This window comes from Flavobacterium yafengii, assembly GCF_030010375.1.
In the GTDB taxonomy this organism is placed as follows: Bacteria; Bacteroidota; Bacteroidia; order Flavobacteriales; family Flavobacteriaceae; genus Flavobacterium; species Flavobacterium yafengii.
Map to the genome: position 1 here is coordinate 15,205 of NZ_JASCRY010000001.1, position 24,990 is coordinate 40,194.

Annotated in this window: 20 protein-coding genes; 4 read left to right on the top strand and 16 right to left on the bottom strand. The window is 33.8% G+C overall.

The features are described from left to right. Positions 1-15: 15 nt before the first annotated feature. The gene (locus tag QLS97_RS00085) at positions 16-2,406 is read right to left on the bottom strand and encodes a penicillin acylase family protein (protein ID WP_282713675.1); all 2,391 of its coding nucleotides are present in this window, start codon (positions 2,404-2,406) and stop codon (positions 16-18) included. A gap of 162 nt (positions 2,407-2,568) precedes the next feature. On the opposite strand from QLS97_RS00085, the gene QLS97_RS00090 reads away from it, so the two are divergent. Together QLS97_RS00090 and QLS97_RS00095 are read left to right on the top strand one after the other, a co-directional pair. After that, entirely contained in the window at positions 2,569-3,210 is a 642-nt protein-coding gene (locus tag QLS97_RS00090) for a flavin reductase family protein (RefSeq protein ID WP_121340897.1), read from the top strand. Between the two features lie 3 nt (positions 3,211-3,213). Continuing rightward, on the top strand, positions 3,214-4,746 hold the full coding sequence (locus QLS97_RS00095) for a cryptochrome/photolyase family protein (RefSeq protein ID WP_282713676.1): 1,533 nt from the start codon (positions 3,214-3,216) through the stop codon (positions 4,744-4,746). 78 nt (positions 4,747-4,824) lie between these two features. Here QLS97_RS00095 and QLS97_RS00100 read toward each other — a convergent pair whose 3' ends face one another. Next, positions 4,825-5,247, bottom strand: a complete 423-nt coding sequence (locus tag QLS97_RS00100; protein ID WP_282713677.1) for a YMGG-like glycine zipper-containing protein — start codon at positions 5,245-5,247, stop codon at positions 4,825-4,827. A 101-nt stretch (positions 5,248-5,348) separates the two neighbouring features. Continuing rightward, entirely contained in the window at positions 5,349-6,623 is a 1,275-nt protein-coding gene (gene kynU, locus QLS97_RS00105; protein WP_282713678.1) for a kynureninase, read from the bottom strand. Positions 6,624-6,803: 180 nt separating this feature from the next. Here kynU and QLS97_RS00110 point away from each other — a divergent pair, with 180 nt between their 5' ends. Then, the gene (locus tag QLS97_RS00110) at positions 6,804-7,538 is read left to right on the top strand and encodes an SIMPL domain-containing protein (protein WP_099713565.1); all 735 of its coding nucleotides are present in this window, start codon (positions 6,804-6,806) and stop codon (positions 7,536-7,538) included. 179 nt (positions 7,539-7,717) lie between these two features. Here the strand turns inward: QLS97_RS00110 and queA are convergent, their stop codons facing one another. From queA to QLS97_RS00175, 13 genes are all read right to left on the bottom strand, one after another. Then, positions 7,718-8,767, bottom strand: coding sequence for a tRNA preQ1(34) S-adenosylmethionine ribosyltransferase-isomerase QueA (gene queA / locus QLS97_RS00115; RefSeq protein WP_282713097.1), 1,050 nt, complete (start codon positions 8,765-8,767; stop codon positions 7,718-7,720). A gap of 174 nt (positions 8,768-8,941) precedes the next feature. Then, complete coding sequence (aroA, locus tag QLS97_RS00120; protein ID WP_282713679.1) at positions 8,942-10,171, bottom strand: 3-phosphoshikimate 1-carboxyvinyltransferase; 1,230 nt, start codon at positions 10,169-10,171, stop codon at positions 8,942-8,944. 106 nt (positions 10,172-10,277) lie between these two features. Continuing rightward, the gene (locus tag QLS97_RS00125; protein ID WP_035668323.1) at positions 10,278-10,604 is read right to left on the bottom strand and encodes a nucleotide pyrophosphohydrolase; all 327 of its coding nucleotides are present in this window, start codon (positions 10,602-10,604) and stop codon (positions 10,278-10,280) included. Positions 10,605-10,606: 2 nt separating this feature from the next. Next, positions 10,607-12,598 carry a DUF3857 domain-containing protein gene (locus QLS97_RS00130; RefSeq protein ID WP_282713680.1) on the bottom strand — a complete coding sequence of 664 codons (1,992 nt, stop codon included), beginning with the start codon at positions 12,596-12,598 and terminating at the stop codon, positions 10,607-10,609. A gap of 4 nt (positions 12,599-12,602) precedes the next feature. Further along, entirely contained in the window at positions 12,603-14,618 is a 2,016-nt protein-coding gene (locus QLS97_RS00135) for a DUF3857 domain-containing protein (protein WP_282713681.1), read from the bottom strand. Between the two features lie 4 nt (positions 14,619-14,622). After that, positions 14,623-16,455, bottom strand: a complete 1,833-nt coding sequence (locus QLS97_RS00140) for a DUF3857 domain-containing protein (protein WP_345956931.1) — start codon at positions 16,453-16,455, stop codon at positions 14,623-14,625. 125 nt (positions 16,456-16,580) lie between these two features. Then, positions 16,581-17,033: a D-aminoacyl-tRNA deacylase gene (gene dtd / locus QLS97_RS00145; protein ID WP_282713683.1), complete on the bottom strand. Its 453-nt coding sequence runs from the start codon at positions 17,031-17,033 to the stop codon at positions 16,581-16,583. A 30-nt stretch (positions 17,034-17,063) separates the two neighbouring features. Then, positions 17,064-18,041 (bottom strand): ribosome small subunit-dependent GTPase A, encoded by a 978-nt coding sequence (rsgA, locus tag QLS97_RS00150; protein ID WP_282713684.1) that lies wholly within the window; start codon positions 18,039-18,041, stop codon positions 17,064-17,066. 199 nt (positions 18,042-18,240) lie between these two features. After that, positions 18,241-19,323, bottom strand: a complete 1,083-nt coding sequence (locus tag QLS97_RS00155) for a bifunctional 3-deoxy-7-phosphoheptulonate synthase/chorismate mutase type II (protein ID WP_282713685.1) — start codon at positions 19,321-19,323, stop codon at positions 18,241-18,243. A 72-nt stretch (positions 19,324-19,395) separates the two neighbouring features. After that, positions 19,396-20,253 carry a prephenate dehydrogenase gene (locus tag QLS97_RS00160; RefSeq protein ID WP_282713686.1) on the bottom strand — a complete coding sequence of 286 codons (858 nt, stop codon included), beginning with the start codon at positions 20,251-20,253 and terminating at the stop codon, positions 19,396-19,398. Positions 20,254-20,256: 3 nt separating this feature from the next. Beyond that, on the bottom strand, positions 20,257-21,402 hold the full coding sequence (locus tag QLS97_RS00165; protein WP_282713687.1) for a pyridoxal phosphate-dependent aminotransferase: 1,146 nt from the start codon (positions 21,400-21,402) through the stop codon (positions 20,257-20,259). Positions 21,403-21,456: 54 nt separating this feature from the next. Beyond that, positions 21,457-22,284 (bottom strand): prephenate dehydratase, encoded by an 828-nt coding sequence (locus QLS97_RS00170; protein ID WP_282713688.1) that lies wholly within the window; start codon positions 22,282-22,284, stop codon positions 21,457-21,459. A 365-nt stretch (positions 22,285-22,649) separates the two neighbouring features. Next, positions 22,650-23,903, bottom strand: a complete 1,254-nt coding sequence (locus tag QLS97_RS00175) for a dicarboxylate/amino acid:cation symporter (protein ID WP_282713689.1) — start codon at positions 23,901-23,903, stop codon at positions 22,650-22,652. A gap of 147 nt (positions 23,904-24,050) precedes the next feature. Between QLS97_RS00175 and gldA the strand changes: the two genes are divergently transcribed. Then, positions 24,051-24,947, top strand: coding sequence for a gliding motility-associated ABC transporter ATP-binding subunit GldA (gldA, locus tag QLS97_RS00180; protein ID WP_282713690.1), 897 nt, complete (start codon positions 24,051-24,053; stop codon positions 24,945-24,947). Positions 24,948-24,990 lie beyond the last annotated feature (43 nt).

The window sequence follows — 24,990 nt, forward strand, 5'->3', positions numbered from 1 at the left end:
AGAACTTTAAAACTATTAATTTTTACGTGGAATAAAAACCAATTTTGTTGAAGTTCTAACAATCTCCTCCTTATTCAGCATCATTCTTCTAAATTTTCCAGTATTATAAAGCTCCGCTTGATCACTGTAATGCGCACTTAAAGGGTTTCCTGATTGCCCTGTTGGAAGGATGCTCCAGCTGTTTTCGATATCCGAAAAATCAATAATCCTTCTTGTTGACGGACCTCCTTTTACGATATAATTTCCATCATCGGTAAAATCAAAAAACAAATTATTAATGACTTCTGTAGCACCCGAAACCTCAAAAGGACCTACATTGAAAATCCTTCTTAGCGCAGCCACTTTACCCAATGGATGCTGATGTTCTACCGTATGAACTTTATTCCAAGTCCAATCAGCAACCGAAGTTCCCAATTGTTCTTCTAAAGCTACTATTGATTCTTTAAACGATTGTGATATAATTTTACTTCGGGTTTCTTTTTCATTTTTAGTACTTATATTATCCCACCAAGGCGACGCTGCATTCACAATTTGTTTTGCAATAATTTGCTTCATAATATGTGTTCCTAAAAATTGCTTGAAATGAGCTGCACCAAGTTCATCTTCGAAAGTATTTTTTAAATAATTAAAAATCCATTTATTGTAAATTGTTGGTGCAACATCAGCAAGATTATTCGAACCTTTCCATTCTTTCAAAACAGTCAAAGCTTCTTTCTCGTTTTCAGAAAGTGTTTTCTGATCTATATTTGAGATTAACTGTTTCACCACTTCGGGAGCAACTGATGACGTATTATCAAAAATCATTTCCCCCACAGCAGTTTTATCCCAATTTGATTTTGGTTCTAATAACTGCGTAATTCTTTTTGCTCTGTCTTCAGGAAGGTAATACCCTGGATATAAAAATCCATCTATGGGTTCCGGCTGATTATTCGCAGAATACACATAATTCCATTTCGGATTTACCGCCGATGGATTTTTGGAGAAATCCAGATACTCTTTAATGTCATCTTTTCCACTCGCGCCATCCAAAATAAAATTAGGATTTACGCCCGCATTATGCTTGTATAATTTTCCCGTTGCCCACCAAGCCACATTTCCTTTGGCATCACCATACATCACATTCAATCCTGGCGCCGCTATTAAACTGACCCCTTTCTGGAAATCGGCTTTACTTTTAGCGTGCGAAAGTTGATAAACAGCATCTAGAATTTGTATGGGTTGCTGCGTATAAATCCAAGACATCGCAACAGGTTTATCTTTCATTAAACCATCAATCAAGTCATTAACAACCGGCCCGTGGCGAGTCACTTTTACATTCAAAACCACATCAGCAGAATCTTTTACTTTTATTGTTTTTTTTCGAATTTCATACGCACTGAAACCAGTTGGTGTCTTATAAGCATTTGCATCATTTGGATTATTCTCCTCTTGGTACAAATCAATATCATCATTCTCAAACATAGTCAAACCATACGCATACTCGCGATTGTGCCCCAATAAAGGATACGGAGTTCCAGCCAGATAACAGCCATACAATTCAAAATCTGGCGTTACAAGATGTGCTTCATACCAAGTTCCCGGTTGCGAAAACCCAATGTGTGGATCATTAGCAAAAATGACTTTGCCGTTTTTAGTTTTCTTTGGAGCAATAACCCAACTGTTACTTCCTATAAAAGGAGAAATTGGAGACTGATCTAAAATAGAGGCTACCGACTTTGAAATAGCGCTATATTCTTGAGCAGTTTCTTTTGCATTTTTAATTCGGGTGGTATTAAACGAACCATCAATACCAAAATCTTTGAGATACTCCATTCCGTATTTGTTTCGAATATCAGTCAATAACGGATCTGATTTTTGAGCCATCGCAAAACTAAAAGACATATAACCAAAAATATTATAAACGTCTTTAATTGTAAATTTCTCTTTCTTAACCCCAACTAAACTAAACTCTATTGGCGTTGTTCCTTCCTCTAAGTATTGATTAATTCCATCTAAATAAGCTATAGTCAATTGATAACTTGGGCTGTTTTTATCCAAAGCTGCAATTGCTTTTGCTGAAGCTTCTTCAATTCCAAGTCCTGCAAAGAATTTATCATTTTTTAGTGCCACTGAGCCAAAAATCTCCGATAATCGTCCCGGAGCAATGCGACGCATCAATTCCATTTGCCACAATCGATCTTGCGCATGAACATAACCCAAAGCCATCATTGCATCCTTTGAATTTGTTGCATAAATATGTGGAACGCCAAACTCATCAAAATAAACTGTCGTTTCTTTTTGAATATTTTTAAGTTGCAATTTGCCTTCATATTTTGGCTTTAGATAAAATCCATAAATAATTAAAGCCACAACTAAAACTGCCACTACCGAAAGTAAAACGAGAAGAACTATTTTAAGTTTTTTCATATTTAAATAAATTGATAAACAAATATATACGATTTGAAAGTTATTTAAAATAATTTATTTAAACGAGTGCGGTTCTGGTAAAATCGATTAAATACCATTATTTGTTTAATTTATTTTAAAATTAATTAAACAAAAAGTATATTTGTTCCAAATTAAAAAGATATGAAACACATTTCTAGAGATGATATTTCTCAAATGGAGAAAGTCGAAAGATTGAATTTAATTAATTCTTGCACCGGTTATAAATCAGCTAATCTTCTGGCTACAAAATCCCTTGATGGAAAATCTAATGTAGCAATTTTTAGCAGCGTGACCCATTTAGGAAGCAATCCGGCACTAATAGGATTTATCATGAGACCAACAACCGTTCCCAGAGATACATATAAAAACATAAGAGAAAATGGTTATTTTACCGTAAATCATATTACTGTAGATATGATTGAAGATGCGCACCATACCTCAGCAAATTATGAATTAGGCATTTCTGAATTTGATAAAACTAATTTAGAAGAAGAGTACAAACCTAATATTGAAATCCCTTTTGTGAAAGGAAGCCCAGTTCAATTGTATTGCAAATATGTGAATGAATATTACATCAAGGAAAATGATACGATTCATATAATTGCCTCTATTGAAAATTTATTTTTTGAAGAAGAATTAGAACATAAAGACGGTTGGTTACAAATTGACAAAGGAAATGTTATAGCACTAAATGGTCTTGATGGATATTGTTTACCTAAATTAATAGACCGCTTTCAATACGCAAGAAAAGAACTTCCAACCACTTCCTTTTTTAAAAAATAAAAAATGACAAAACTACGGCTAATCCTTGGTGATCAGTTGAATTTAGAACATTCTTGGTTTCAGGAAAATGATGACAATACTATTTATGTCCTTGCCGAAATGCGTCAGGAAACCGACTATGTAAAACATCATATCCAAAAAGTGGTGGCATTTTTTCTTTCGATGAGAAATTTTCACACCACAATACAAGCACTCGGACACCAAGCGGTCTATCTTCAAATTACCGATACCGATAATCCACAGGATTTAGAAAAAATCATTGCCGTTTGTATCGAAAAATATAAAATAGAAAAATTTGAGTACCAGTTACCTGACGAATATCGGTTAGATCAACAACTAAAAACGATTTGTTCCAATCTAAAAATCGAATCAGAAGCTTTTGACACTGAACATTTTTACACCACGCGTCATGAACTTTCTGATTTTTTTGAGGGAAAGAAATTGTTGTTGATGGAGAATTTTTATCGCAACATGCGAAAAAAACACCACGTTTTAATGAATGGATCAACTCCTGTGGGAAACCAATGGAATTTTGATGCCGATAATCGTAAAAAATACAAAGGTGAAGTTCCAGTGCCATCAGAAAAAAATTTTCACGCCAATGTTTCTGAAGTTGTTTCCCAAATCAAAGAAGCTACTATCGTCACTTTTGGAAATATCGATGTAAATAATTTCAGTTGGCCTACTTCCCGTCAGCAATCTTTAGAGGTATTAGATTATTTCTGCGCTAATCTGCTGAAACATTTTGGGGATTATGAAGATGCAATGCATACCGATGAAAAATTCCTTTTCCATTCTCGTTTGTCTTTTGCTATGAACAGTAAAATGCTTTCGCCAAAAGAGGTAATCGAAACTGTCATTGCTTTTTATCATGCCAATGAAACTGAAATAACCCTTTCACAAGTAGAAGGATTTGTGAGACAAATTCTGGGTTGGCGTGAATATATTCGAGGAATTTATTGGAAAGAAATGCCCAATTACGCCCAAATGAATGTCTTGAAAAACGACAACAAATTACCGAATTTTTTCTGGACGGGTAAAACCAAAATGAATTGCATGAATCACGCTATCAATCAAAGTTTAGACGAAGCTTATGCACATCATATTCAACGGCTCATGGTAATAGGAAATTTTACACTACTGACACAAATTAATCCTGACGAAGTAGATGCTTGGTATCTGGGCATTTACATAGATGCTATTGAATGGGTCGAAATGCCTAACACCCGCGGTATGTCACAATACGCAGATGGCGGAATTATTGCTACAAAACCCTATGTTTCTTCCGGAAGTTACATCAATAAAATGAGTAATAATTGTGCCAAATGCCATTACAATGTCAAAGAAAAATTTGGAGAAAAAGCGTGTCCTTTCAATTCGTTATATTGGAATTTTCTAGATGAGAAAAAAGAGTATTTTAAAGGAAATCAACGCATGGGAATGATGCTGAATTTATTGAATAAAATAAATCCCGAAGAATTATACAAAATCAAAGTTAAAGCCAATGCCATTATCCAAAATATGGATTCTTATTAAACTGAAACATCCATAAATAAAAAGAGTGTATAAATTCGATACGAACTTATACACTCTTTTTTTATTAAAAGAATAAATCTATTCCTTTTTACTTCCGTCTATAATAGCTCCTGTTCCCGCACCAATACCAGCACCGGCAACACCACCAATTATAGCTCCTTGAACTTTTTTCTTACTTATAATTGCCCCTGTTGCTGCTCCAACTCCAGCTCCAATTACGGCACCTTTAGCAGTACTGCTCCAACCTTTCTTTTGTGTGGTTGTTGTAGTGGTAGTTGTAGCCGATGGTTTATTAACAACGATAACTTCTTTTTGAGTCTCAATTTTAGTTTCCTCAATTTTAGCCATTTCAACCTGCATGGAATCAATAACTCTTTGTTTTTCAATTTCTACTTTCATGGAATCGACAGTCGCTAGTTTTGCTTTTTCAATTTCCATTTTCCCTTGATTTTGACAAGAAACAACAACTGCAGCTATTAGTATAAAATATAATGCTTTCATAATTTTAAGTTTTGTAATTAATAACTCTACAAAGAAACATTTAAAACCATCAATAAACTTTATACAATTTAAACTATTTTTTATATAATTCAATGTCTGAATTATTTTTGAATCCCCGATTTCAATATTTGTCCAAAGTGATACATGTCTTCAAAAGAACAATACAATGGAACTGGCGCCAATCGAATAACATTAGGTTCGCGCCAATCCGTGATGACGCCATTTTTCATAAGATAATCAAACAAACTACGCCCTTCCCCATGAAGTAGTACTGATAATTGTGAAGCTCTTTCTGATGGATTTGACGGTGTAATGATTTCGAAAGTACTATCGACTTCTTTGTCTATTTCGTGCAGAATGAATTCTAAATAGGAAGTAATTGCATCTCTTTTTTGAATTAAAGCGTCCATCCCAATTTCATCAAACATTTCTACAGATGCTAAATATGGCGCCAGAGAAAGTACCGGTAAATTACTTATTTGCCAACCATCGGCTCCATGAATTGGATCAAAAGTGGGTTCCATTTTGAAACGACGCTCTTTATTATGTCCCCACCAACCCGCGAATCGTGGCAACTCCGAATTGTTGTGGTATTTCTCATGAATGAAACATCCCGAAGCATTTCCAGGACCTGAATTCATGTATTTGTAACTGCACCAAGCTGCAAAATCCGCATTCCAATCGTGCAATTCCAGTTTTATATTTCCTGCGGCATGCGCTAAATCCCAACCAACATAAGCACCTACTTTATGACCCGCAGCTGTTATGGTTTTCATATCAAAAACTTGTCCTGTGTAATAATTGACACCGCCTATTAAGACCAAAGCCAACTCCTCACCTACTTCTTCAATTTTAGCCAAAACATCTTCTAAGCGAATGTTGTGTTCTCCTTCGCGACGCTTGATTTCAACAATAGCATCTTCCGGTTTGTATCCATGAAAATGAACCTGACTTTGAAACATATATTGATCCGAAGGAAATGCTTTTTCTTCGCAAATAATTTTATATCTGGTTTTTGTAGGTCGGTAAAAAGAAACCATTAACAAATGAAGATTGACCGTAAGCGTATTCATCACGGTAACCTCACTTGGTAAAGCGCCCACAATTTTACTCAAAGGATTTGCAAATCGTTCGTGGTAATCCCACCACGGTTTTTCACTGTAAAAATGACCTTCAACAGCTAAACTTGCCCAATCATTCATCACCTCATCTACATAATTTTTAGTACGTTTGGGCTGCAATCCCAATGAATTTCCCGTAAAATAAATTACTTTTTTTCCATTTACCTGCGGAAAAATAAATTCATCTTGGTATTTATGTAATTGATCTTGCGAATCGAGTTGTTTTGCAAATTCAAGGGTGTTTTCGAATGCCATATTTTGTATTTTGTTTGTAAAAGTAGTAAAAAAAGGCTGATAGAGAAAAGACTTATCTCTGATTGACGAGAGTCAAAATAGTTAAAATTCCGAATAAGAAAAAATAGTTCCCTAATACTATACTGAAATAAAAAACAACTCGTTATTATTAATATTCAATTGAATTTAAAATTCTTACCCATGCTCAAAAACAGTTTGAACGTTATTATTATTGCTATCGCCGTGGTAATCTCCTCGTATTTATTTTCGAATGCTTTCCAGAATCGAAATAAAAGTAATGATACCATAAGTGTTACTGGCTCCGGAAAGAAAGATTTCGTCTCGGATTTGATTGTTTGGAACGGTTCTTTTTCTAAAAAAAGTGCGACTTTGAAAGAAGCCTACGCAGCATTGGATTCTGACAGAGAGAAAATAAAAAGCTATTTATCAGGCAAAGGAATTGCTCCGAATGAAATGGTATTCTCAGCAGTGAATTTTAATAAAGATTTTGAAACGACTTACAACGAAAACGGAACCACAAGGCAGCAAATTTTCACTGGATTTACCTTAACCCAAAGCGTGAGCATCCAATCTAAGGAAGTAAATAAAATTGAAGAATTATCCCGACAATCTAGTGAGTTAATCAATTCTGGAGTGGAATTTTATTCTTCTCCTCCTGAATATTACTACACTAAACTTGCCGAATTAAAAATAAAAATGATTGCCGAAGCCACAAAGGACGCCAGTATCAGAGCAAAAAGTATTGCTGAAAATGCAGATGCGAGTTTAGGAAATCTAAAAAAATCAGATATGGGTGTTTTTCAAATTACGGGTCAAAACTCATCGGAAGATTTTTCTTACGGAGGTTCCTTCAATACGCAATCCAAAAACAAAACGGCTAATATTACGGTACGACTGGTGTATCAAGTGAATTAGGAATTCAAATCAGGAATCATCCCGAAATTGTTTTGTGTGAGGGATGGAAGTGGCATCCTTTATTTTCTTTCTTTAAGAAAATAAAGATACAGCGTACAGCCCGACCCTTGGGGCACACCAAAAAAAAATCTCGCCATTACTGACGAGATTTTGTTATTTAGAATATGATGTAATTCAGATTAGATGATTAACATCGCGTCACCGTAAGAATAGAATTTATACTCTTCTTTGATTGCTTCGGCATAGGCTTTTTTCATTAAATCATGTCCGCAAAATGCTGAAACCATCATTAATAAAGTTGATTTTGGCGTGTGGAAATTAGTAATCATACACGTTGGAATCGTGAAATCATGTGGAGGAAAAACGAATTTATTTGTCCATCCATCAAAAGGATTCAAGGTGTTTTGTGACGACACTGAACTTTCAACGGCACGCATAGAAGTAGTTCCTACGGTACAAATACGTTTCTTTTTAGCTTTGGCTTCATTCACAATATCACATGCTTCTTGAGTAATTTTTAATTCCTCAGAATCCATTTTGTGTTTTGATAAATCTTCAACCTCAACCGGATTAAAAGTTCCCAAACCTACGTGAAGCGTTACTTCGGCAAATTTAATTCCTTTGATTTCCAGTTTTTTCAATAAATGTTTCGAGAAGTGCAATCCTGCAGTTGGCGCTGCAACAGCTCCTTCTTCTTTAGCATAAATGGTTTGGTAACGTTCCGCATCTTCCGGAGTTACGTCTCTAGAAATGTATTTTGGGATTGGAGTTTCTCCAAGTTCTGTTAATTTATTTCTGAATTCTTCATAAGAACCGTCGTAAAGAAAACGTAATGTTCTTCCACGAGAAGTCGTGTTGTCGATAACCTCAGCCACTAACGAATCGTCATCTCCAAAATATAGTTTGTTACCAATTCTGATTTTACGAGCAGGATCAACTAAAACATCCCAAAGTCTTTGCTCAGAGTTTAATTCTCTAAGTAAAAAAACTTCGATTCTTGCTCCTGTTTTTTCCTTGTTTCCATACAAACGCGCTGGAAAAACCTTAGTATTATTCAAAATTAAAACATCGCCGTCATCAAAATAATCGATAACATCTTTGAACATTTTGTGTTCTATAGTTCCTTTCTTACGATCAATAACCATTAGACGCGCTTCGTCTCTGTTTTCAGCTGGATATTCGGCAAGAAGTTCTTTAGGTAAATCGAATTGAAAATGTGATAATTTCATTTGATAAAGTTATGAGTTATAGATTATGAAGTATGAGTTTTGAGGTCATACTTCTAAATCGTGTGCAAATATACGATTGTGAGATAGGCGTTGTCAAGTGTTTTGCTGTTTAATTTAGTTTCGAACTTGCAAAGCAACAAAGCGACAACGGTTTAGCCCCGTAAACATTGAGAATTAAGAAGCGATTTCAGTCACATTAAAATCTAATTTTTTCATGTCTTCCCAAAAATCAGGGTATGATTTAGAAACTACTTCCGCATTTTCGATGATTATTGGCACTTTTAAAGCCAAAGGTGCAAATGCCATCGCCATTCTGTGATCGTTATACGTAGCTATTTTAATATTATGATTGATTTCATTTGAAGCCACAAGTGTCAAGCTATCATTGGTAACTGATATATTTGCTCCAAGTTTTGTCAGCTCAATTCGTAGTGCTTCCAGTCTATCGGTTTCTTTAATTTTCAAGGTGTGAAGTCCTGTAAGATGACAACCAATTCCTAAACCAAGGCAAGTAACTACAATGGTTTGAGCAATATCTGGCGTATTGTTTAATTCTAAGTTTAAAGTTTCAGGCTTAAAATTAGGCAGTTTAACCAAAGTCATTTTGTTTCCATCAAAATGCGTTTCAACACCCATTTGTTTGTAGATTTCAACCAAAGCCGAATCGCCTTGTAAACTAGTTTCTCTATAACTGGTCAATGAAATAGTCGCATTTTCTGCCAAAGCTGCTAAACTAAAAAAGTAAGAAGCAGAACTCCAATCGGATTCTACAGTCATTACTTTCGATGCTACTTCTTGTTTTGGATAGACGGTAATTACATTTTCTTCGAAACTGGTTTTGATATCTAAATCATTCAACAAAGCCAATGTCATTTTGATATATGGAACAGAAGTGATTTCTCCTACCAAGGTGATTTCAATACCGTTTTCCAGTTTTGGCGCCACTAACAACAATGCCGATATGTATTGACTGCTTACATTTGCAGGAATAGTAACTTTAGAGGCTGTGATTTTTTGTCCTTTGATTCGAATAGGCGGATAACCTGCTTCTTTCTCGTAGGATATTTTTGCACCTAATTGTTCCAAGGCTTCCACCAAAACTTTTATTGGACGCTCCGTCATTCGCTGAGAGCCAGTCAAAACTACTTCTCGACCTTCGTTTACAGCAAAATAAGCTGTTAGAAATCGCATCGCCGTTCCAGCATGATGAATATCAACTATTCCCTCGTTTCCTTTCAATGCTTTTTGCATTACTTCACTGTCATCAGAGTTGGAAGTATTAGCCAAAGTAATATTTGGAAAAAGTGCTTGTAACAATAATAGTCGGTTGGTTTCGCTTTTTGAACCGGTAACTGCAATTTGAGCTTGTAAATTAGAATGGGAAGTTTGTAACAGTAAATTCATGTTTTTAATTATGAGTTATGAGTTATAGCTTAAGCTTTCGACTCAAATAATTTAAGGACGCAATTTACCACTACTCATTCACAATTCATAATTTACAATTCACAAATTATTTGAGTTTTTCGTTGTTTTTGTGACGGTCTTTGTCACGAATAGACTTTAAATCCATCTTTTTATCGAAAGCAGCCTGCAAATCGATTCCTGTTTGATTTGCTAAACACAATACCACGAAAACCACATCGGCTAATTCTTCGCCTAGATCTTTATTTTTATCGCTTTCTTTTTCAGATTGTTCGCCGTAACGACGGGCAATGATTCGGGCTACTTCGCCTACTTCTTCTGTAAGTTGCGCCATATTGGTCAATTCGTTAAAGTAACGAACGCCGTGTTCTTTTATCCAAGTATCTACGTCGAGTTGGGAATTTTTTAGGTTCATGATTATAGTTTTTTAAGTACTATTTTTTCGTTTTGTTTATCAATAATTTTTTGAAAGAAATTTTTTAAATTACTATAATATTCTGCTTCCATAATAGCAGTATTTATTTCTTTAGTAACAATGATTTGAATTTTATTCCCTTCTACCTGAGTATTAATTACAAATAAAATTACATTGTCTTCGGAAGCTATCTTTATTGATTTCGTAATAGATTCCACTATATAACCATCTGGAATTTCTATATTTATGTTGTATTTTTCCTGCTTTGGATACCCAAAATAAATTGGCATTTGCCTTTTCTCCTGAATAAATGGATTTTTCTTTAACGTAAAAAACAATAGAGGATTAATAAACATTTTACCTCCTATAATTTCACAATGATTTTCTGAGGTAAAAGTAAAAGTTTCTGTAACAGGTTTTGACATATCAGTATCTCTATTTTCAACACTGTAGTCATTAATCAGTATTCCATCCAAATTATTTTCTGATTTTTCAAGATAATTTTCTTCATTTTGTCTGGCATTTTTTTCTCTAAAACTATATGCTTCATAGTCCATTTTTTGAACTCTAAACTTACCTGTAATGACCCCGAGATTATTAACTTTTGTCATCAAAGTATAATTAACTTTAGATGGCATAGTTGGCACAAGATTAATCTCTTGAGAAGTTCCATCTTGCTTAAGAAGTCGCCCAGTCCAGTTCAATACATTCAAGGGCAAAATATTCTGTGTCGTATATTTATGTGTTGCATCTAACAAAATTTGTTTTCCATCAAGATCAGCTGCTGCAATTACATAATTAAAAACTGTTCTATTGGGAAAAGCAGGAACGCCATATTCTACAGTACTTACCAAAACAGGATTGACATTTATACCCGCTAACTTCAACATTGCTATCAAGATAAAATTTATTTCAGCGACATTTCCTGTTTTGTCCAGATAGGCTTGTTTTACTCCTTTTTCTGTAAAATAACCATTTTCTCTGTTCCAATTCATTTTACTTTGAACAAATTTAAAAATGATGTCTAATTTCTCCTTATCAGAAACAGCATTTTTAAGTATCAATTTAACATCTTTGAGAAGATAGAGTTGTTCATTAAGTTCCTTTCCGAAATTTTTATTTTCAAAAATAGTTTTCGCAACCCCTTCCCAAGTTATTGAATAATCCTTGACGGGTTGTTCAGGAAAACGAGTTCTTTCTAACTCATTTTGAATAGAAGATTTATAATTTCTAATATTATCAACATAATCTTCTTCTTTGATTGCTGGGATATTCTCAGTTATGAAAGTACTATTGATTTGCTTATAACTAAAACCGGCCGTTTGATTGTTTTTATCTTCATAATTTTGTGATCCATTAACAACTTTTTCTTCTGCATTAATTTTTATGAATCCAGTTCGAAGAGTTTTATAAATAAAAAACTCCGGCACTTCTGTATTGTATTCAGAATAGTTGATGGGAATATCATATTGATTCTCAAAAACGGGAAACTTTACAATATTTTCAGATTTTATAGTATATTTAAATTCTATAACAGAGCCAACTTTTACATTTGGCATTGATATCGTTGCTTGGTTCCAATATTCGTTTACATTTTTCTTGAAACTTCCTTCATTATTCAGTTTTGTTTTTACTACAGTACCATTTTCTAGATTATACGTTACCGCATTAGAAAATTTCACAGATTCATCATTCATATCTTTGTACCCTACATAATAAGGCACTTGGAAATTTGCCCAACTCAGTCCTTCTTTTTTATATATTTTGATTCGATACCAATATTCATGATTTACCATAAAACCATTTTTCAAATTATAACTAAAAAAAGTTCTTGCTTTTTTGGTCAAAATGGCAGCATTTGCCGTTGTATCTTCGGGATGAGATTTTTCTAAAAGTTCTTTAGTAGAAACTTTTCCTAATTCAAAATTTTGCGATTTTGCCTTCGTAATGATTATAAAAATAAATATCGAAAGTATAACTTTGATTATTTTCATTTAACTATACTTTTTTAAGCACTATTTTCTCGTTTTGTTTTTCAATCATTTTTTGATAAAACTCTTTTAACATTGGATAATAATCTGCAACAACGATTGGTACGTTTATTTGATGCGTAAGTACTAACTGAATCGAGTTGCCAGATGTATTTATCATAAATTTAAATCCTCCCAAATTATCCTCCATATTTAAAAGTAGCGGAGTAGGAATTGTTTCGACTTTATAACCGTCTGGGATTTTAATTGTAATGTTATATTTATCGATAAAAGGAAATCCATAATCTACAGGATAAGCCCTATTTTCTTGTTTAAAAGGATTTTGTTCTACAGCAAAAAACAGCATTGGATTTATATAAATTGCACCACCAATGTTTTCACTAAAATTTGAACTAGAAAACGAAAAATTCTCCACAATTGGAAACTTTAAATCATTTTCGTTTGTTCTCGAATACTCACTTATCTCTATTTTATTGTTATCATTCTCTAACTTTTCAAGATAAACATCTTCTTTAACATTCTTGATATTTCCTCTGAAAATAATCGCATTATAATCTGTTCTTTGACGTTTCAACTTTCCAGAAACTTGTCCGTTAATATCAATCTCATAGTTCATCATTACTACGTCATTTGATGGGGCCTTCGGCATTAAATCTACTTCTATAGAAGTACCGTCATTGCGTATCAATCTTCCTACCCAATTCAAAGCCCTCAATGGTAAAACATTTGGAGTTGAAAATCGATCCGTAGCATCTAGCAACACCAACCCTTTAGGCGTTTCAACTGCAGCAATAACATAATTAAAAGCAGTTCTATTAGGAAACAGTGCAATTCCGTTAGAGCGAGTACTCACTAAAACAGGATTTGCAGTTAATCCCGCATAACGCAACATGGCTGTAAGCATCAGATTAATTTCGGCTACATTACCCGTTTTGTCTTTATATGCTTTTTTCACCCCATCATTGCAGGAATAACCATAATAATCATTCCATTTCACAGTTTCTTTTACATGATTAAAAATTGCTAAAAACTTTTCTTCAGGTGAAGAAAGCCCTGCAATAACAACTTTTAAATCTTCCTCAAAATACCCTGTTTTATTCAATTCAGGCCCAAAATCATCATAATCATAAATTGTTTTAGTCACTGATGCCCAATCGGTTGACAAAGTCTTGTAAGGTTGATTCGGAAATTTTACAACAGAAAGTTCGTGAGAAACACTTGTAGTGTAGTTTGCAATATTATTCACATAAGCTTCCTCTTTCATAGCAGGAAGATTTTCTGCAACATAAACAGTTCTAGTTTCTAAAAATTCTAACTTTTCTTGGGAAGAAGAACTACCCACACTCTCTCCCGGTCTTGCTTCTGACCTGTAAGAATAACTTAAAGATTTATTACTATTTTCCTTGGTGATTTTCGGAGAAATAAAGCCTTTTATGTTTGGATTATACACAAAATATTCTGGAATAGAGGTTTTAAATTCAGAGTAGTTCACAGGAATACTAGATTGAAAACTCCATTCTGTTAATTCACTAAAACGAGATGAACGTATTCTATATTTAAATTCAACAACTGAGCCTACTTTTATATTTGGCATAGTGATTTTTTTTCGTCCCCAATATTTATTAACTTTTTCATCAAACTCACCATCACTCTTCAGTTTTACCTTCTCAATCTTACCATTTATTAAATTATAAGTAATAGCATCCGAGAAAAAAACCGTTTCTTTCGCATTACTACCAATGTAATAGCTTACTGCTTTATTTGCCCAATCGTATCCTTCTTTTTTATAAATTTTAATACGAGTTGTAACTTCTGTAATCATTATAAAACCATCATTTTGATTATACTCAAAATCAACTGCTCCTTTTTCGAAGAGAATAGCAGCAACGGTGGCAGAATCTGTCGGGTTATTTTTTTCCTGAAGTTCCTCAACTGAAACTTTCCCTAATTTAAATTCTTGTGCATTGCCTTTTAAAAAAAATAAAGTAAAAAAAAGAATAATGAAGAGTTGGTTACATTTCATAGTTTTATTGGTTTTGGGTTAGAATAATTTTGGCATTATCATTTTTTGAAATTTGTTCTATAAAAAGACGATATTCGTCATATTCTTTGTTCGAATACAATCCTTTTTTGACGAATAAGGTTCTTCTATAAACCAAATTAGCGGCATCCGTTTTTATAATCTCAGTTTTATAATTACCGAATTTACTGTTCAGTTCATAATTTTCAGGTAAAAATTCAGTAGAAAAACCAGAAGGAAGAGTTATAGTTATCTCATCTTCGTCCAAAAAACCTCTTTGTATCTCTAAAGGATTTTTACGGTTCCTTATTCTCTTGACATAAGCATTTGTTTTATTAAAGGCATTAACAGCAAATATCAACTTATTTGGGGTAAGACTTCCATAATTCACAGCTTCTATAGCTACATTTTCAGTTAAACGAATCTTATCTTTATCATTAGAAAATGATATTTTATTGATTTTTAAATTATTAATATGTCCCCAATACTCTTTATAATGCGCCTCTTTTTCGGTTGGCTGTCTATTTTCAATAAGCGCTTTTTGATTGTATTGTGATCCTTCCGAAGCAATTGTTATTTTTCCAGAGAAATCTCCATTTGCTGATAAGGCATACTCTCCTTTACTAATTTGAGTGTTTCCATTATCTTCATAAACTTTGGTTCTAACAATCTCGGCTCCATCCGGTTTTATTACTAAAACCTCTCTATCATCTGTAAAAGTACCTTGATATCCAAAGGGATCATCTTGACTGGTACATTCTAACCAAGTGTAATTATTTCTATTTGGAATAGACAAAATAACGTGATTCCCTTGCATAGATACAAAATTAGACTGAATACTTAGTTTTTTCCTATCTCCATAGAGAATAGTATAATAAGATGGCACATTTACCACATCCAGTAAGGCCTTAGTATAATTAGTCAATGCTTTACAATCACCATATCCCAAACGATCTACATCACTGGCAAGCATAGGTTTCCATCCACCAATTCCAACTTGAATACTGATATATCTTACTTTTTGTTGTACAAAATTGTAAATTAATTTTGCTTTTTTAATTGGGTCTTTTTCATCTCCAACAAGGGCCTTTACTTTCATTTTGGTTTCATCTGGTAAATCAGTTGTTCCCAATAAAATTTTATCAGAATACCATTGTCCAAACTCCTTCCAAGTCTTTGCATTTCCGTCAACTCCTTCTAAATGAAACAACTCTAATCCCATCATCACATTTGGAAAAACCGAACTAAAACTAGGGCTGTAGTCTTCTTGTTTTTGAGCCAGAATATTGGTAGCAGTATATGAAAGTTGCGTTGCAGTATCAATCGTTTTATCACTTTTGGAATTAGAAAAATTGAATTCCATTTTCTTAAAACCTAAATTATCAGGATATTTTACATTCAAAATACTTTTTTCGACACTTACAAAATAATCACTTGAAGGATACCATTTCGGAATAAAAGCGGTAGTAGAAGTTTCTATTTCGCTATCGAAAACTACTGTAAAGGGATATTGAACAGGGGTGTAATCTAAATAAAGATAACGATTATCTGAAAAAAGTGTGCCGCCATCAACTGCACTTTGATCCTTGAAATCTTTACGCTTAATTTTTTTTATTTCTTTTCCTAAAATATCATAAACAGTTGCTTCGATATTTCTAATATTGGTTCTTTTATCATAACTTTCAATAGCGTCAATTGTACTCAAGCCTTTTTCATTTAGAACCGTCACCACTCTTTTAGTGGTAATATTCATGCTTCTTTGTGAAGCAATAGCAATGTCTATTTGATTCAAACGAACCACAGCATTGGCATTTTCTTTTAAGCTATCGGAAATGTTCAAAGAGTTATATTCTAGCTTTTGAGCAAAAATGAAAGAAGTAAAAAACAAAAATAGGAAAGAGATATTTTTAAAAATCATAAAATTCTTTTTATCAAAAATATAAGATTTTTTCGATTAAAGAAAACTTAAGCCCTATTTTTACTATCGATGATTATGGTAACGGGACCATCATTCAGCAAAAGCACTTTCATATCCGCACCAAAGTTGCCCGTTTGTACCTTTTTACCTAGTTCTATTTCTATTTTTTTTACAAATTTCTCGTACAATGGGATAGCAACTTCTGGTTTTGAAGCTTTTATGTAGGAAGGACGATTGCCTTTTTTAGTAGAAGCATGTAATGTAAATTGGCTTACCACAATAATATCTCCGTCAATATCTTTAACGGATAAATTCATGACATCGTTTTCATCGCCAAAAATGCGGATGTTAGTAATCTTATTAACCAACCAATCTATATCTTCTTGAGTATCGGCATCTTCAATACCAACTAAAACCAACAGTCCTTTTTGGATATCGGCTACAATTTTATTATCGATAGTTACGGAAGCTGAGGAAACTCTTTGAAGGACTATTTTCATTTTTAAAATTGAAATTGATTTTTGATATTGTTATTCCCTCGTTTTATCACTGATTATTCTATCTTCATTATGAATATCAGTACGATAATGTTCATCATCACCTTCCAGAATTTTAAGATAACTTCTATAACGAGACCAAGCGATTTCGTCTTTTTCCAATGCGGCTTTAATAGCACAATGCGGTTCGTCTTTATGCAAACAATTATTGAATTTACATTGGTCTTTCAATTTGAAAAATTCAGGAAAATAGCCACTAATTTCTTCTTTTTCCATGTCCACAATTCCAAAACCTTTGATACCTGGCGTGTCAATAATTTTAGCATCAAAAGACAAATCATACATTTCGGCAAAAGTAGTTGTGTGTTGTCCTTGCTTGCTTGCTTCAGAAATTGTCTTTGTTTTTAAATGTAAAGAAGGCTCCATTGCATTTACCAAAGTTGATTTGCCTACACCGGAATGTCCAGAAAACATACTCACCTTACCAATCATCATTGCTTTCAATTCCTCAATTCCTTTCATTTCAGTCGAAGAAACGCGCAAACATTTATATCCAATTTCTTGATATACATGTTGCATATACAATTGTTCGTCTAGCGTGGCATCGTCAAAAGTATCAATTTTATTAAAAACCAGTATCGTTTCAATTCCATAGGCTTCTGCAGTAACCAGAAAACGGTCAATAAAATTAAAAGTTGTTGGCGGATTATTAATGGTGACTAACAAGAAAACCCGATCAATATTAGACGCAATAATATGCATCTGATGCGATAAATTCACTGATTTTCGAACAATATAATTCTTCCTGTCGTGAATTTTATAAATGGTTCCCGTAACTGTATCGGATGATTCTTCTAATTCATAATCCACAACATCGCCTACAGCGATAGGATTGGTACTTTTGATTCCTTTAATTCGGAATTTACCTTTCATACGGCATTCAATAAAATCACCTTGTTCGGATTTTACGGTGTACCAACTTCCTGTAGATTTGTATACGAGTCCTGTCATTTAGGATTTTTGATTGAAGATTAACGATTTTAGATTTCTGATTTAAAACCTAAGACTTTGCAAAGATAATTCTTTGTTTTAGGTTTAAAGTTTAAAGTTTAAAGTTTTTCACTTTGAACAACTTTACATACAATTAAAAATAGAAAATCCCCACAACTTTTGACAAAAGCTGTAGGGATTAATATTTAAAAAATACGGACTAAGCGTTCAATACTTTTTCTTGGTGACCAATACTTTCCTGGTGGATCGCTTTGAACATTTTCAGCACAAATTCTTCAGTCAATCCTTTTTTCTCGCCTTCCAAAATCATTTTTCCTAGAATTTCGTTCCAACGATTGTTTTGCAATACAGCAACGTTAGCATCTTTTTTCACTTGACCTATTTCGTCAGCTACTTTCATACGCTTTCCTAATAAATCCAATAAAGTAGCATCTAAAACATCAATATTAGCTCTTAATTTTGCCATTTTTTGAGTAAACTCATCCGATACATCATTTACTTTTCTAACTTTCAAATCAATAAAAATTTGTTTCAAAGCATCTGGCGTAACTTGTTGTGCAGCATCACTCCAAGCATTGTCTGGATCATAATGCGTTTCGATAATCATACCATCATAATTCAAATCCAAAGCTTCTTGAGTTACTTCAAGAATCATTTTGCGATCTCCTGTAATATGAGATGGATCAATAATTAAAGGTAAATCAGGGAATTTATTTTGCAATTCGATAGCAATCTGCCATTCTGGAATGTTTCTGTATTTTGTTTTTTCGTAAGTCGAAAAACCTCTGTGAATTACTCCTAATTTTTCAATTCCTGCCATGTATAAACGCTCAACACCACCCAACCATAAAGACAAATCTGGATTTACCGGATTCTTAACCAATACGATTTTTTTAGTTCCTGCTAAAGCATCTGCAATTTCTTGCATTGCAAATGGATTTACGGTCGTTCTGGCACCAATCCACAATACATCAATATCATATTCCAAAGCTAATTTTACGTGAGCAGCATTTGCCACTTCCGTTCCCATTAGCAATCCTGTTTGCTCTTTAGCCTTTTTCAACCATTTCAATCCTATCTCACCAACACCTTCAAATCCTCCCGGACGTGTTCTAGGTTTCCAAATTCCTGCTCTAAAAACACTTACATCTGAATCTTTCAATTCATGCGCAATTTTCAATACTTGCTCTTCTGTTTCAGCACTACAAGGTCCTGCGATCACAAATGGATGAGTCAAATTGAATTCATTCAACCAATTTCTCATTTCTTTCTTGTTTTCCATTTTTTTTAAATTTTATTTTATTATTTTATTGTGTGTTGTTATTTTTGACTGTAACCGGCAACTGAATGCTGATTACTTTTTAACATTCATTCCGTTTAATATTTCTTTTATTTTATTGACACTTAGCATTTCATTGTAAATCGCATCGTAATCTTCCTTTTCTAATAATTCTTTAAATTTTGATAAATTCGAAATGTATTCATCCAATGTTTTTACAACCTGTTTCCTGTTTTGTTTAAAAATAGGCGTCCACATTGCTGGGGAACTTTTGGCCAAACGAACCGTGCTTTCAAAACCGGAACCTGCCATGTCAAAAATATCCTGTTCATCTTTCTCTTTATTGATTACCGTTTTTCCAAGCATAAAGGCGCTGATGTGTGATAAATGCGACACATAAGCAATATGTTTGTCATGTGATTTCGGATCCATATAACGGATTCTCATTCCCATCGCCGTAAAAAGCTCCAACGCCTTTTCCTGTAATTTGAAAGTTGTTTTCTCTACTTCACAAATAATATTCGTTTTACCTTGAAACAATCCTTTTATCGCTGCCGAAGGTCCTGAAAACTCCGTTCCTGCAATAGGATGCGTAGCAATAAAATTTCTCCTTTTAGGATGATGGGCAACCACTTCACAAATAGGTGTTTTTGTAGAACCTACTTCAAAAACAATCGTATTATCCCCAACAACATCCAATACTTTTGGCAAAACAACTAGCGCCACATCAACAGGAACCGAAACGATAACAAAGTCTGCATCCACTAAATCTTCAAATGCAGCACCAGAATCCACAACTCCTAAAGCTATGGCTTCCGCCAAATGACTTTCGTTGTTATCAATTCCATAAATTTTGGCTTCCGGATGCAGCGTTTTAATGTCCAATACCATCGAACCGCCTATTAATCCTATTCCAATTACGTATATTTTCATGTATTAAAATCTATCAATTGCTTCCTGTACTTTTTCTTCTTTTACACAAAGTGCAAATCGAATGTATCCTTCACCATTACTTCCAAAAATGGTTCCCGGTGTAATGAAAACAGATTTGTCATATAAAATATCATCAATAAATTTCTCTGCTGATGTAATTCCGTCTGGCAATTTTGCCCAAACAAATAATCCAACTCCTTCTTTATATACTTTACAACCCAACTTCTCAGCTAGTTGTTCGGTAAGAATTCTGCGTTTTCTATAAATCGCATTCATCGATTCAAACCAAGTCTTGTCACTTTTCAAAGCTTCAATTGCTCCTTTTTGAATCCCGTAAAACATTCCGCTATCCATGTTGCTTTTTACTTTTAGAACAGCATCAATACAAGCTGCATTTCCTAAAACCATTCCAACTCTCCAGCCTGCCATGTTAAAAGTCTTACTCAAAGAATTCAATTCTAAAGCCACGTCTTTGGCGCCTTCTACTTGTAACAAACTCATCGGATTGTCATTTAAAACAAAACTATACGGATTGTCATTGACTAATAATATCTGATGTTTTTTGGCGAAAGCCACTAACTTTTCGAACAACTCCAAACTTCCTCTTGCTCCTGTTGGCATGTGCGGATAACCAATCCACATGATTTTCACTTTTGATAAATCTAATTTCTCCAAAGCTTCAAAATCTGGTTCCCAGTTATTATTTTCTTTTAAATCATAATAAACTGGAATTGCTCCCACTAAATTCGTCACCGATGTGTACGTTGGATAGCCTGGATTTGGAATCAGAACCTGATCTCCTTCATTCAAAAAAGCCAGTGAAATATGCATAATTCCTTCTTTGGAACCCATCAAAGGCAAAATTTCGTTAGCAGGATTCAACGCTACTTGAAAGTTGTTCTGATAAAAATCAGCCATACCTTGTCTCAACTCCGGCACCCCTTGATAACTCTGATATTGATGCGCATTTTCATCTTTCATTGCCAATACCACTGCATCAATCACCGCTTGTGAAGGCTGTAAATCAGGGCTTCCAATTCCCATATTGATAATTGGTTTCCCCTCAGAAGCCAATTGTCTTACTTCTCTCAGTTTTGAGGAGAAATAGTATTCTTCAATTGTACCGAGACGTTTTGCTGTAGTAATCATCATTTTATTTTTTATTATATCCTAAATTCCTATCAGAATTTCTCCCTTGGAGATTTATAGTTTTGTGTTTTTATATTCGCCTAATACTTTGAAATACTCCGCCATGATAATCAATAGTGACTTTGCTTTTGCATAATCTTCGTATCTTTCAAAAGTAACATCCACAAAAAAGGAATATTTCCAAGGTGTTTCTATTTTTGGCAACGACTGAATTTTAGTTAAATTCAATTTACAGTCGCTCATTACATTCAGCACTGCAGCTAAACTTCCGCGTTTGTGATCCAATTCAAATTTGATGGACGCTCTGTTGATTTCGTTTTCCGGCACAAATGAATTTTCCTTTTTTATAATCACAAAACGAGTCATGTTGTTTTTAATCGTTTGAATCTCCGGAGCCAAAATTTCTAAATCGTACATTTCCGAAGCCGTTTTACTGGCAATTGCAGCAATCCCTTTTAATTGCTTTTCCTGAATTCTGCGAGCCGTTTCAGCAGTATCTTTATCTTCAACTAATTTTATGTTTGGATATTTTTTCAAGAATTCCATACATTGTAAAATAGCCATAGGATGCGAATGTACTTCCAGAATATCTTCCATTTTCTGACCTTTTAAAGCCATTAAATTTTGATGAATTCTTAAATAATGTTCTCCTATTATGTGCAAATTATTTTTATCAATCAACGCATAATTAGGAATAATTGGTCCTGCAATAGAATTTTCTATCGCCATAACTGCCTGATCTGATTTACCTGAAAGTAGATTATCCACCAACTCTTCAAAGGACAAACATTCGTCAACAACAACAGCTTGATTAAAATATTCCTGTGCCACCTGATGGTGAAAAGAACCCGTTATGCCTTGTATTCCAATTATTTCATTCATTTTACACGCTTTTAAGCAAAAAAAAAATCCCGATTTTCATCGGGATTGTATATTTATAGTATCAATTTAATTTTATAATCAAATAACCATACAACAATCCCTTTCCACTTTCCAGAAGAAATAATAAGAGTTGCTAAAATAAAATCGGTTATTCAACATGCTGTCGCTTTTTTGTATTAATTTCTATGCAAATGTAGGACATATTTTAACCCAACCAAAAAAAACGTTTGATTATATGTAACAAAAAAAGAATTCTTTGTGAAAACTACTTTTTATTACAAAATACCTAAAAAAGAGACTTCTAACCTACCGCTTATTACCGATTTCTAAATGCTTTTTTCAACTAATTCTAGCTCAAAAAGCATTTAAGCGGTTAAATTCGCCGAAAGCCATTTTTTTCCTTCAGAAATTCGGGTTACTACCATCGCCGAAACCAAATCGCCATTCGCATTCAATAATGTCGCCATAGGATCAACCAAAGTCCCCACAATCATTGCCGCTGGAAGTGCCTGCTCCATTGGAAATCCATAAACGGTTATCGCAAGAATTTCTCCTATATAACCTCCATTTGGAATTCCGCCCTCGACTACCGAAACAATTACAGTAATTCCTAACGCCATCAGCAACGTATTTGGATCTGTGAAATCTTTACCAAACATGGCAAAAATAACCGCAATTTTTATAATGGACGACATACTCGAACCATCTTTATGCAAAGGTGCACCAAGTGGAATAACAACATTCCTGATATGACTTGGGATATTCATTTGTTCAGCTCCTTCCAAATTGGCAGGAATTGTTGCAATGCTGCTGCAAGTTCCCAATGCCGTTAATGAAGGCGTAATATTATTTTTCCAAAATACTTTAAATCCTAATTTTCCTCCAGCGATAAAAGCGTACAAACTAAAAAATACGACAAAGTAAAAAGCGCAAACTGCATAATAAAGTCCCAAAGGTTTCGCATAAGCGCCAAATAATTGCGGTCCAAAAATTCCAACTTGATACGCAAAATAAGCACCCAAACCTATTGGAGCCGTTTTCATGATTATGTGCAACAATTGTTTCATCACTTCATTCCCTGAATTCAGGAACCTACTAAAATCCTTTCCTTTTTCTCCTGAGCGTAAAGCTGCAAATCCTATTAGAAATGAAAAAATAATTAATGCCAACATACTTTTTCGAGAAAGCAGTTCATAAAAATCCCCTGCTGTGAGCAATTGGGTAATTTGTGATCCTGCAGTACCACTTTGAATACTTTCCAAAGGAAATTTAGAAATGATGATATCTTGATGAATAGGAAAAAGTAATACTCCAACAATCATTAATAGTGCCGAAATAAGCACAGTGCTTAAAAACACACCAATAACAATTACAAATAATTTCCCGAGTTTCTCTGATTTTTCTAAATTGGCAATCGAAGATGCAATCGTAAAAAATATCAACGGTATAATTGCTGTAAACAATAAATTCAGAAATATATCGCCCAAAGGCTTAATCACTTCTACTCCTTTTCCAAAAACTAAACCCAATATACTTCCTGCCAGAATTCCGCCAAGTAGCAATAAAATACTTTTGTAGTTTTTCAAGAAACTGCCCGATTGTGTATTTTTCAAATTCATATCTATATAGTTTATGGTAAATATATAAATCTAAAATAGAATATCATCCCGCTTTGTAAAACTTTGACAAAGGTCTTTTTAGCTATTGGCTACAAAAAACAATAAATCAATACTTTTTCTGTTTACTTTTGCAACAAATAAAATTCCATGTCAATAGAAGTTACTAATATATCCAAAAGCTACGGTGCCCAAAAAGCACTGGATAACATTTCATTCTCGATTAATAAAGGAGAAATTGTTGGTTTTTTAGGTCCAAATGGAGCCGGAAAATCGACTTTAATGAAAATATTGACCACGTATATTAATGCTGATGAAGGTTCTGCAATTGTAAATGGAAACGATGTAAACACCCAACAAAAAGCCGTTCAGCTTTCCATTGGCTATTTACCGGAACACAATCCGTTGTACTTGGATTTATATGTACGTGAATATTTAGCTTTTAACGCTGACGTGTATAAAGTAGCTAAATCTAGAATTGAAGAAGTAATCCAATTGACTGGTTTAAGTGCCGAAAGTCATAAAAAAATAAGTCAATTGTCCAAAGGATATCGTCAACGCGTGGGACTTGCCAATGCTTTATTACACAATCCTGATGTTTTGATTCTCGATGAACCAACAACTGGTTTAGATCCAAACCAATTGATGGAAATTCGTAATGTGATTAAAAACGTAGGGAAAGACAAAACCGTTTTCCTTTCTACACACATTATGCAGGAAGTCGAAGCCATTTGTGACCGCGTTATTATCATCAATAACGGTAAAATTGTTACCGACAAAAAACTAAACAACTTAATTTCCGAAGACAAGGAACAAGTTATCGAAGTAGAATTTGATTTTAAAATAGAGGAACAAGCCATTGCCAAAATCGAAAATCTTGTTTCTTATAAAAATACGCACGATATGATTTGGGAATTGACTTTCAAAGCCGATAAAGACATGCGTCCGGCAGTTTTTGATTTTGCCAATGCCAATGGTTTAAAAACATTGCAGCTCAATCAGAAAAATAAAAACTTAGAGGCCGTATTTAGAGAGATTACGAAGTAGTTTAAAACTAAAAAAAGCTCGTTTAAAATCAATTTTAAACGAG

Coding starts and splice junctions, on each gene's coding strand:
- QLS97_RS00085 (WP_282713675.1), bottom strand. CDS start 2,406: ATGAAAAAACTTAAAATAGTTCTTCTCGTTTTACTTTCGGTAGTGGCA.
- QLS97_RS00090 (WP_121340897.1), top strand. CDS start 2,569: ATGAAACACATTTCTAGAGATGATATTTCTCAAATGGAGAAAGTCGAA.
- QLS97_RS00095 (WP_282713676.1), top strand. CDS start 3,214: ATGACAAAACTACGGCTAATCCTTGGTGATCAGTTGAATTTAGAACAT.
- QLS97_RS00100 (WP_282713677.1), bottom strand. CDS start 5,247: ATGAAAGCATTATATTTTATACTAATAGCTGCAGTTGTTGTTTCTTGT.
- kynU (WP_282713678.1), bottom strand. CDS start 6,623: ATGGCATTCGAAAACACCCTTGAATTTGCAAAACAACTCGATTCGCAA.
- QLS97_RS00110 (WP_099713565.1), top strand. CDS start 6,804: ATGCTCAAAAACAGTTTGAACGTTATTATTATTGCTATCGCCGTGGTA.
- queA (WP_282713097.1), bottom strand. CDS start 8,767: ATGAAATTATCACATTTTCAATTCGATTTACCTAAAGAACTTCTTGCC.
- aroA (WP_282713679.1), bottom strand. CDS start 10,171: ATGAATTTACTGTTACAAACTTCCCATTCTAATTTACAAGCTCAAATT.
- QLS97_RS00125 (WP_035668323.1), bottom strand. CDS start 10,604: ATGAACCTAAAAAATTCCCAACTCGACGTAGATACTTGGATAAAAGAA.
- QLS97_RS00130 (WP_282713680.1), bottom strand. CDS start 12,598: ATGAAAATAATCAAAGTTATACTTTCGATATTTATTTTTATAATCATT.
- QLS97_RS00135 (WP_282713681.1), bottom strand. CDS start 14,618: ATGAAATGTAACCAACTCTTCATTATTCTTTTTTTTACTTTATTTTTT.
- dtd (WP_282713683.1), bottom strand. CDS start 17,033: ATGAAAATAGTCCTTCAAAGAGTTTCCTCAGCTTCCGTAACTATCGAT.
- rsgA (WP_282713684.1), bottom strand. CDS start 18,041: ATGACAGGACTCGTATACAAATCTACAGGAAGTTGGTACACCGTAAAA.
- QLS97_RS00155 (WP_282713685.1), bottom strand. CDS start 19,323: ATGGAAAACAAGAAAGAAATGAGAAATTGGTTGAATGAATTCAATTTG.
- QLS97_RS00160 (WP_282713686.1), bottom strand. CDS start 20,253: ATGAAAATATACGTAATTGGAATAGGATTAATAGGCGGTTCGATGGTA.
- QLS97_RS00165 (WP_282713687.1), bottom strand. CDS start 21,402: ATGATTACTACAGCAAAACGTCTCGGTACAATTGAAGAATACTATTTC.
- QLS97_RS00170 (WP_282713688.1), bottom strand. CDS start 22,284: ATGAATGAAATAATTGGAATACAAGGCATAACGGGTTCTTTTCACCAT.
- QLS97_RS00175 (WP_282713689.1), bottom strand. CDS start 23,903: ATGAATTTGAAAAATACACAATCGGGCAGTTTCTTGAAAAACTACAAA.
- gldA (WP_282713690.1), top strand. CDS start 24,051: ATGTCAATAGAAGTTACTAATATATCCAAAAGCTACGGTGCCCAAAAA.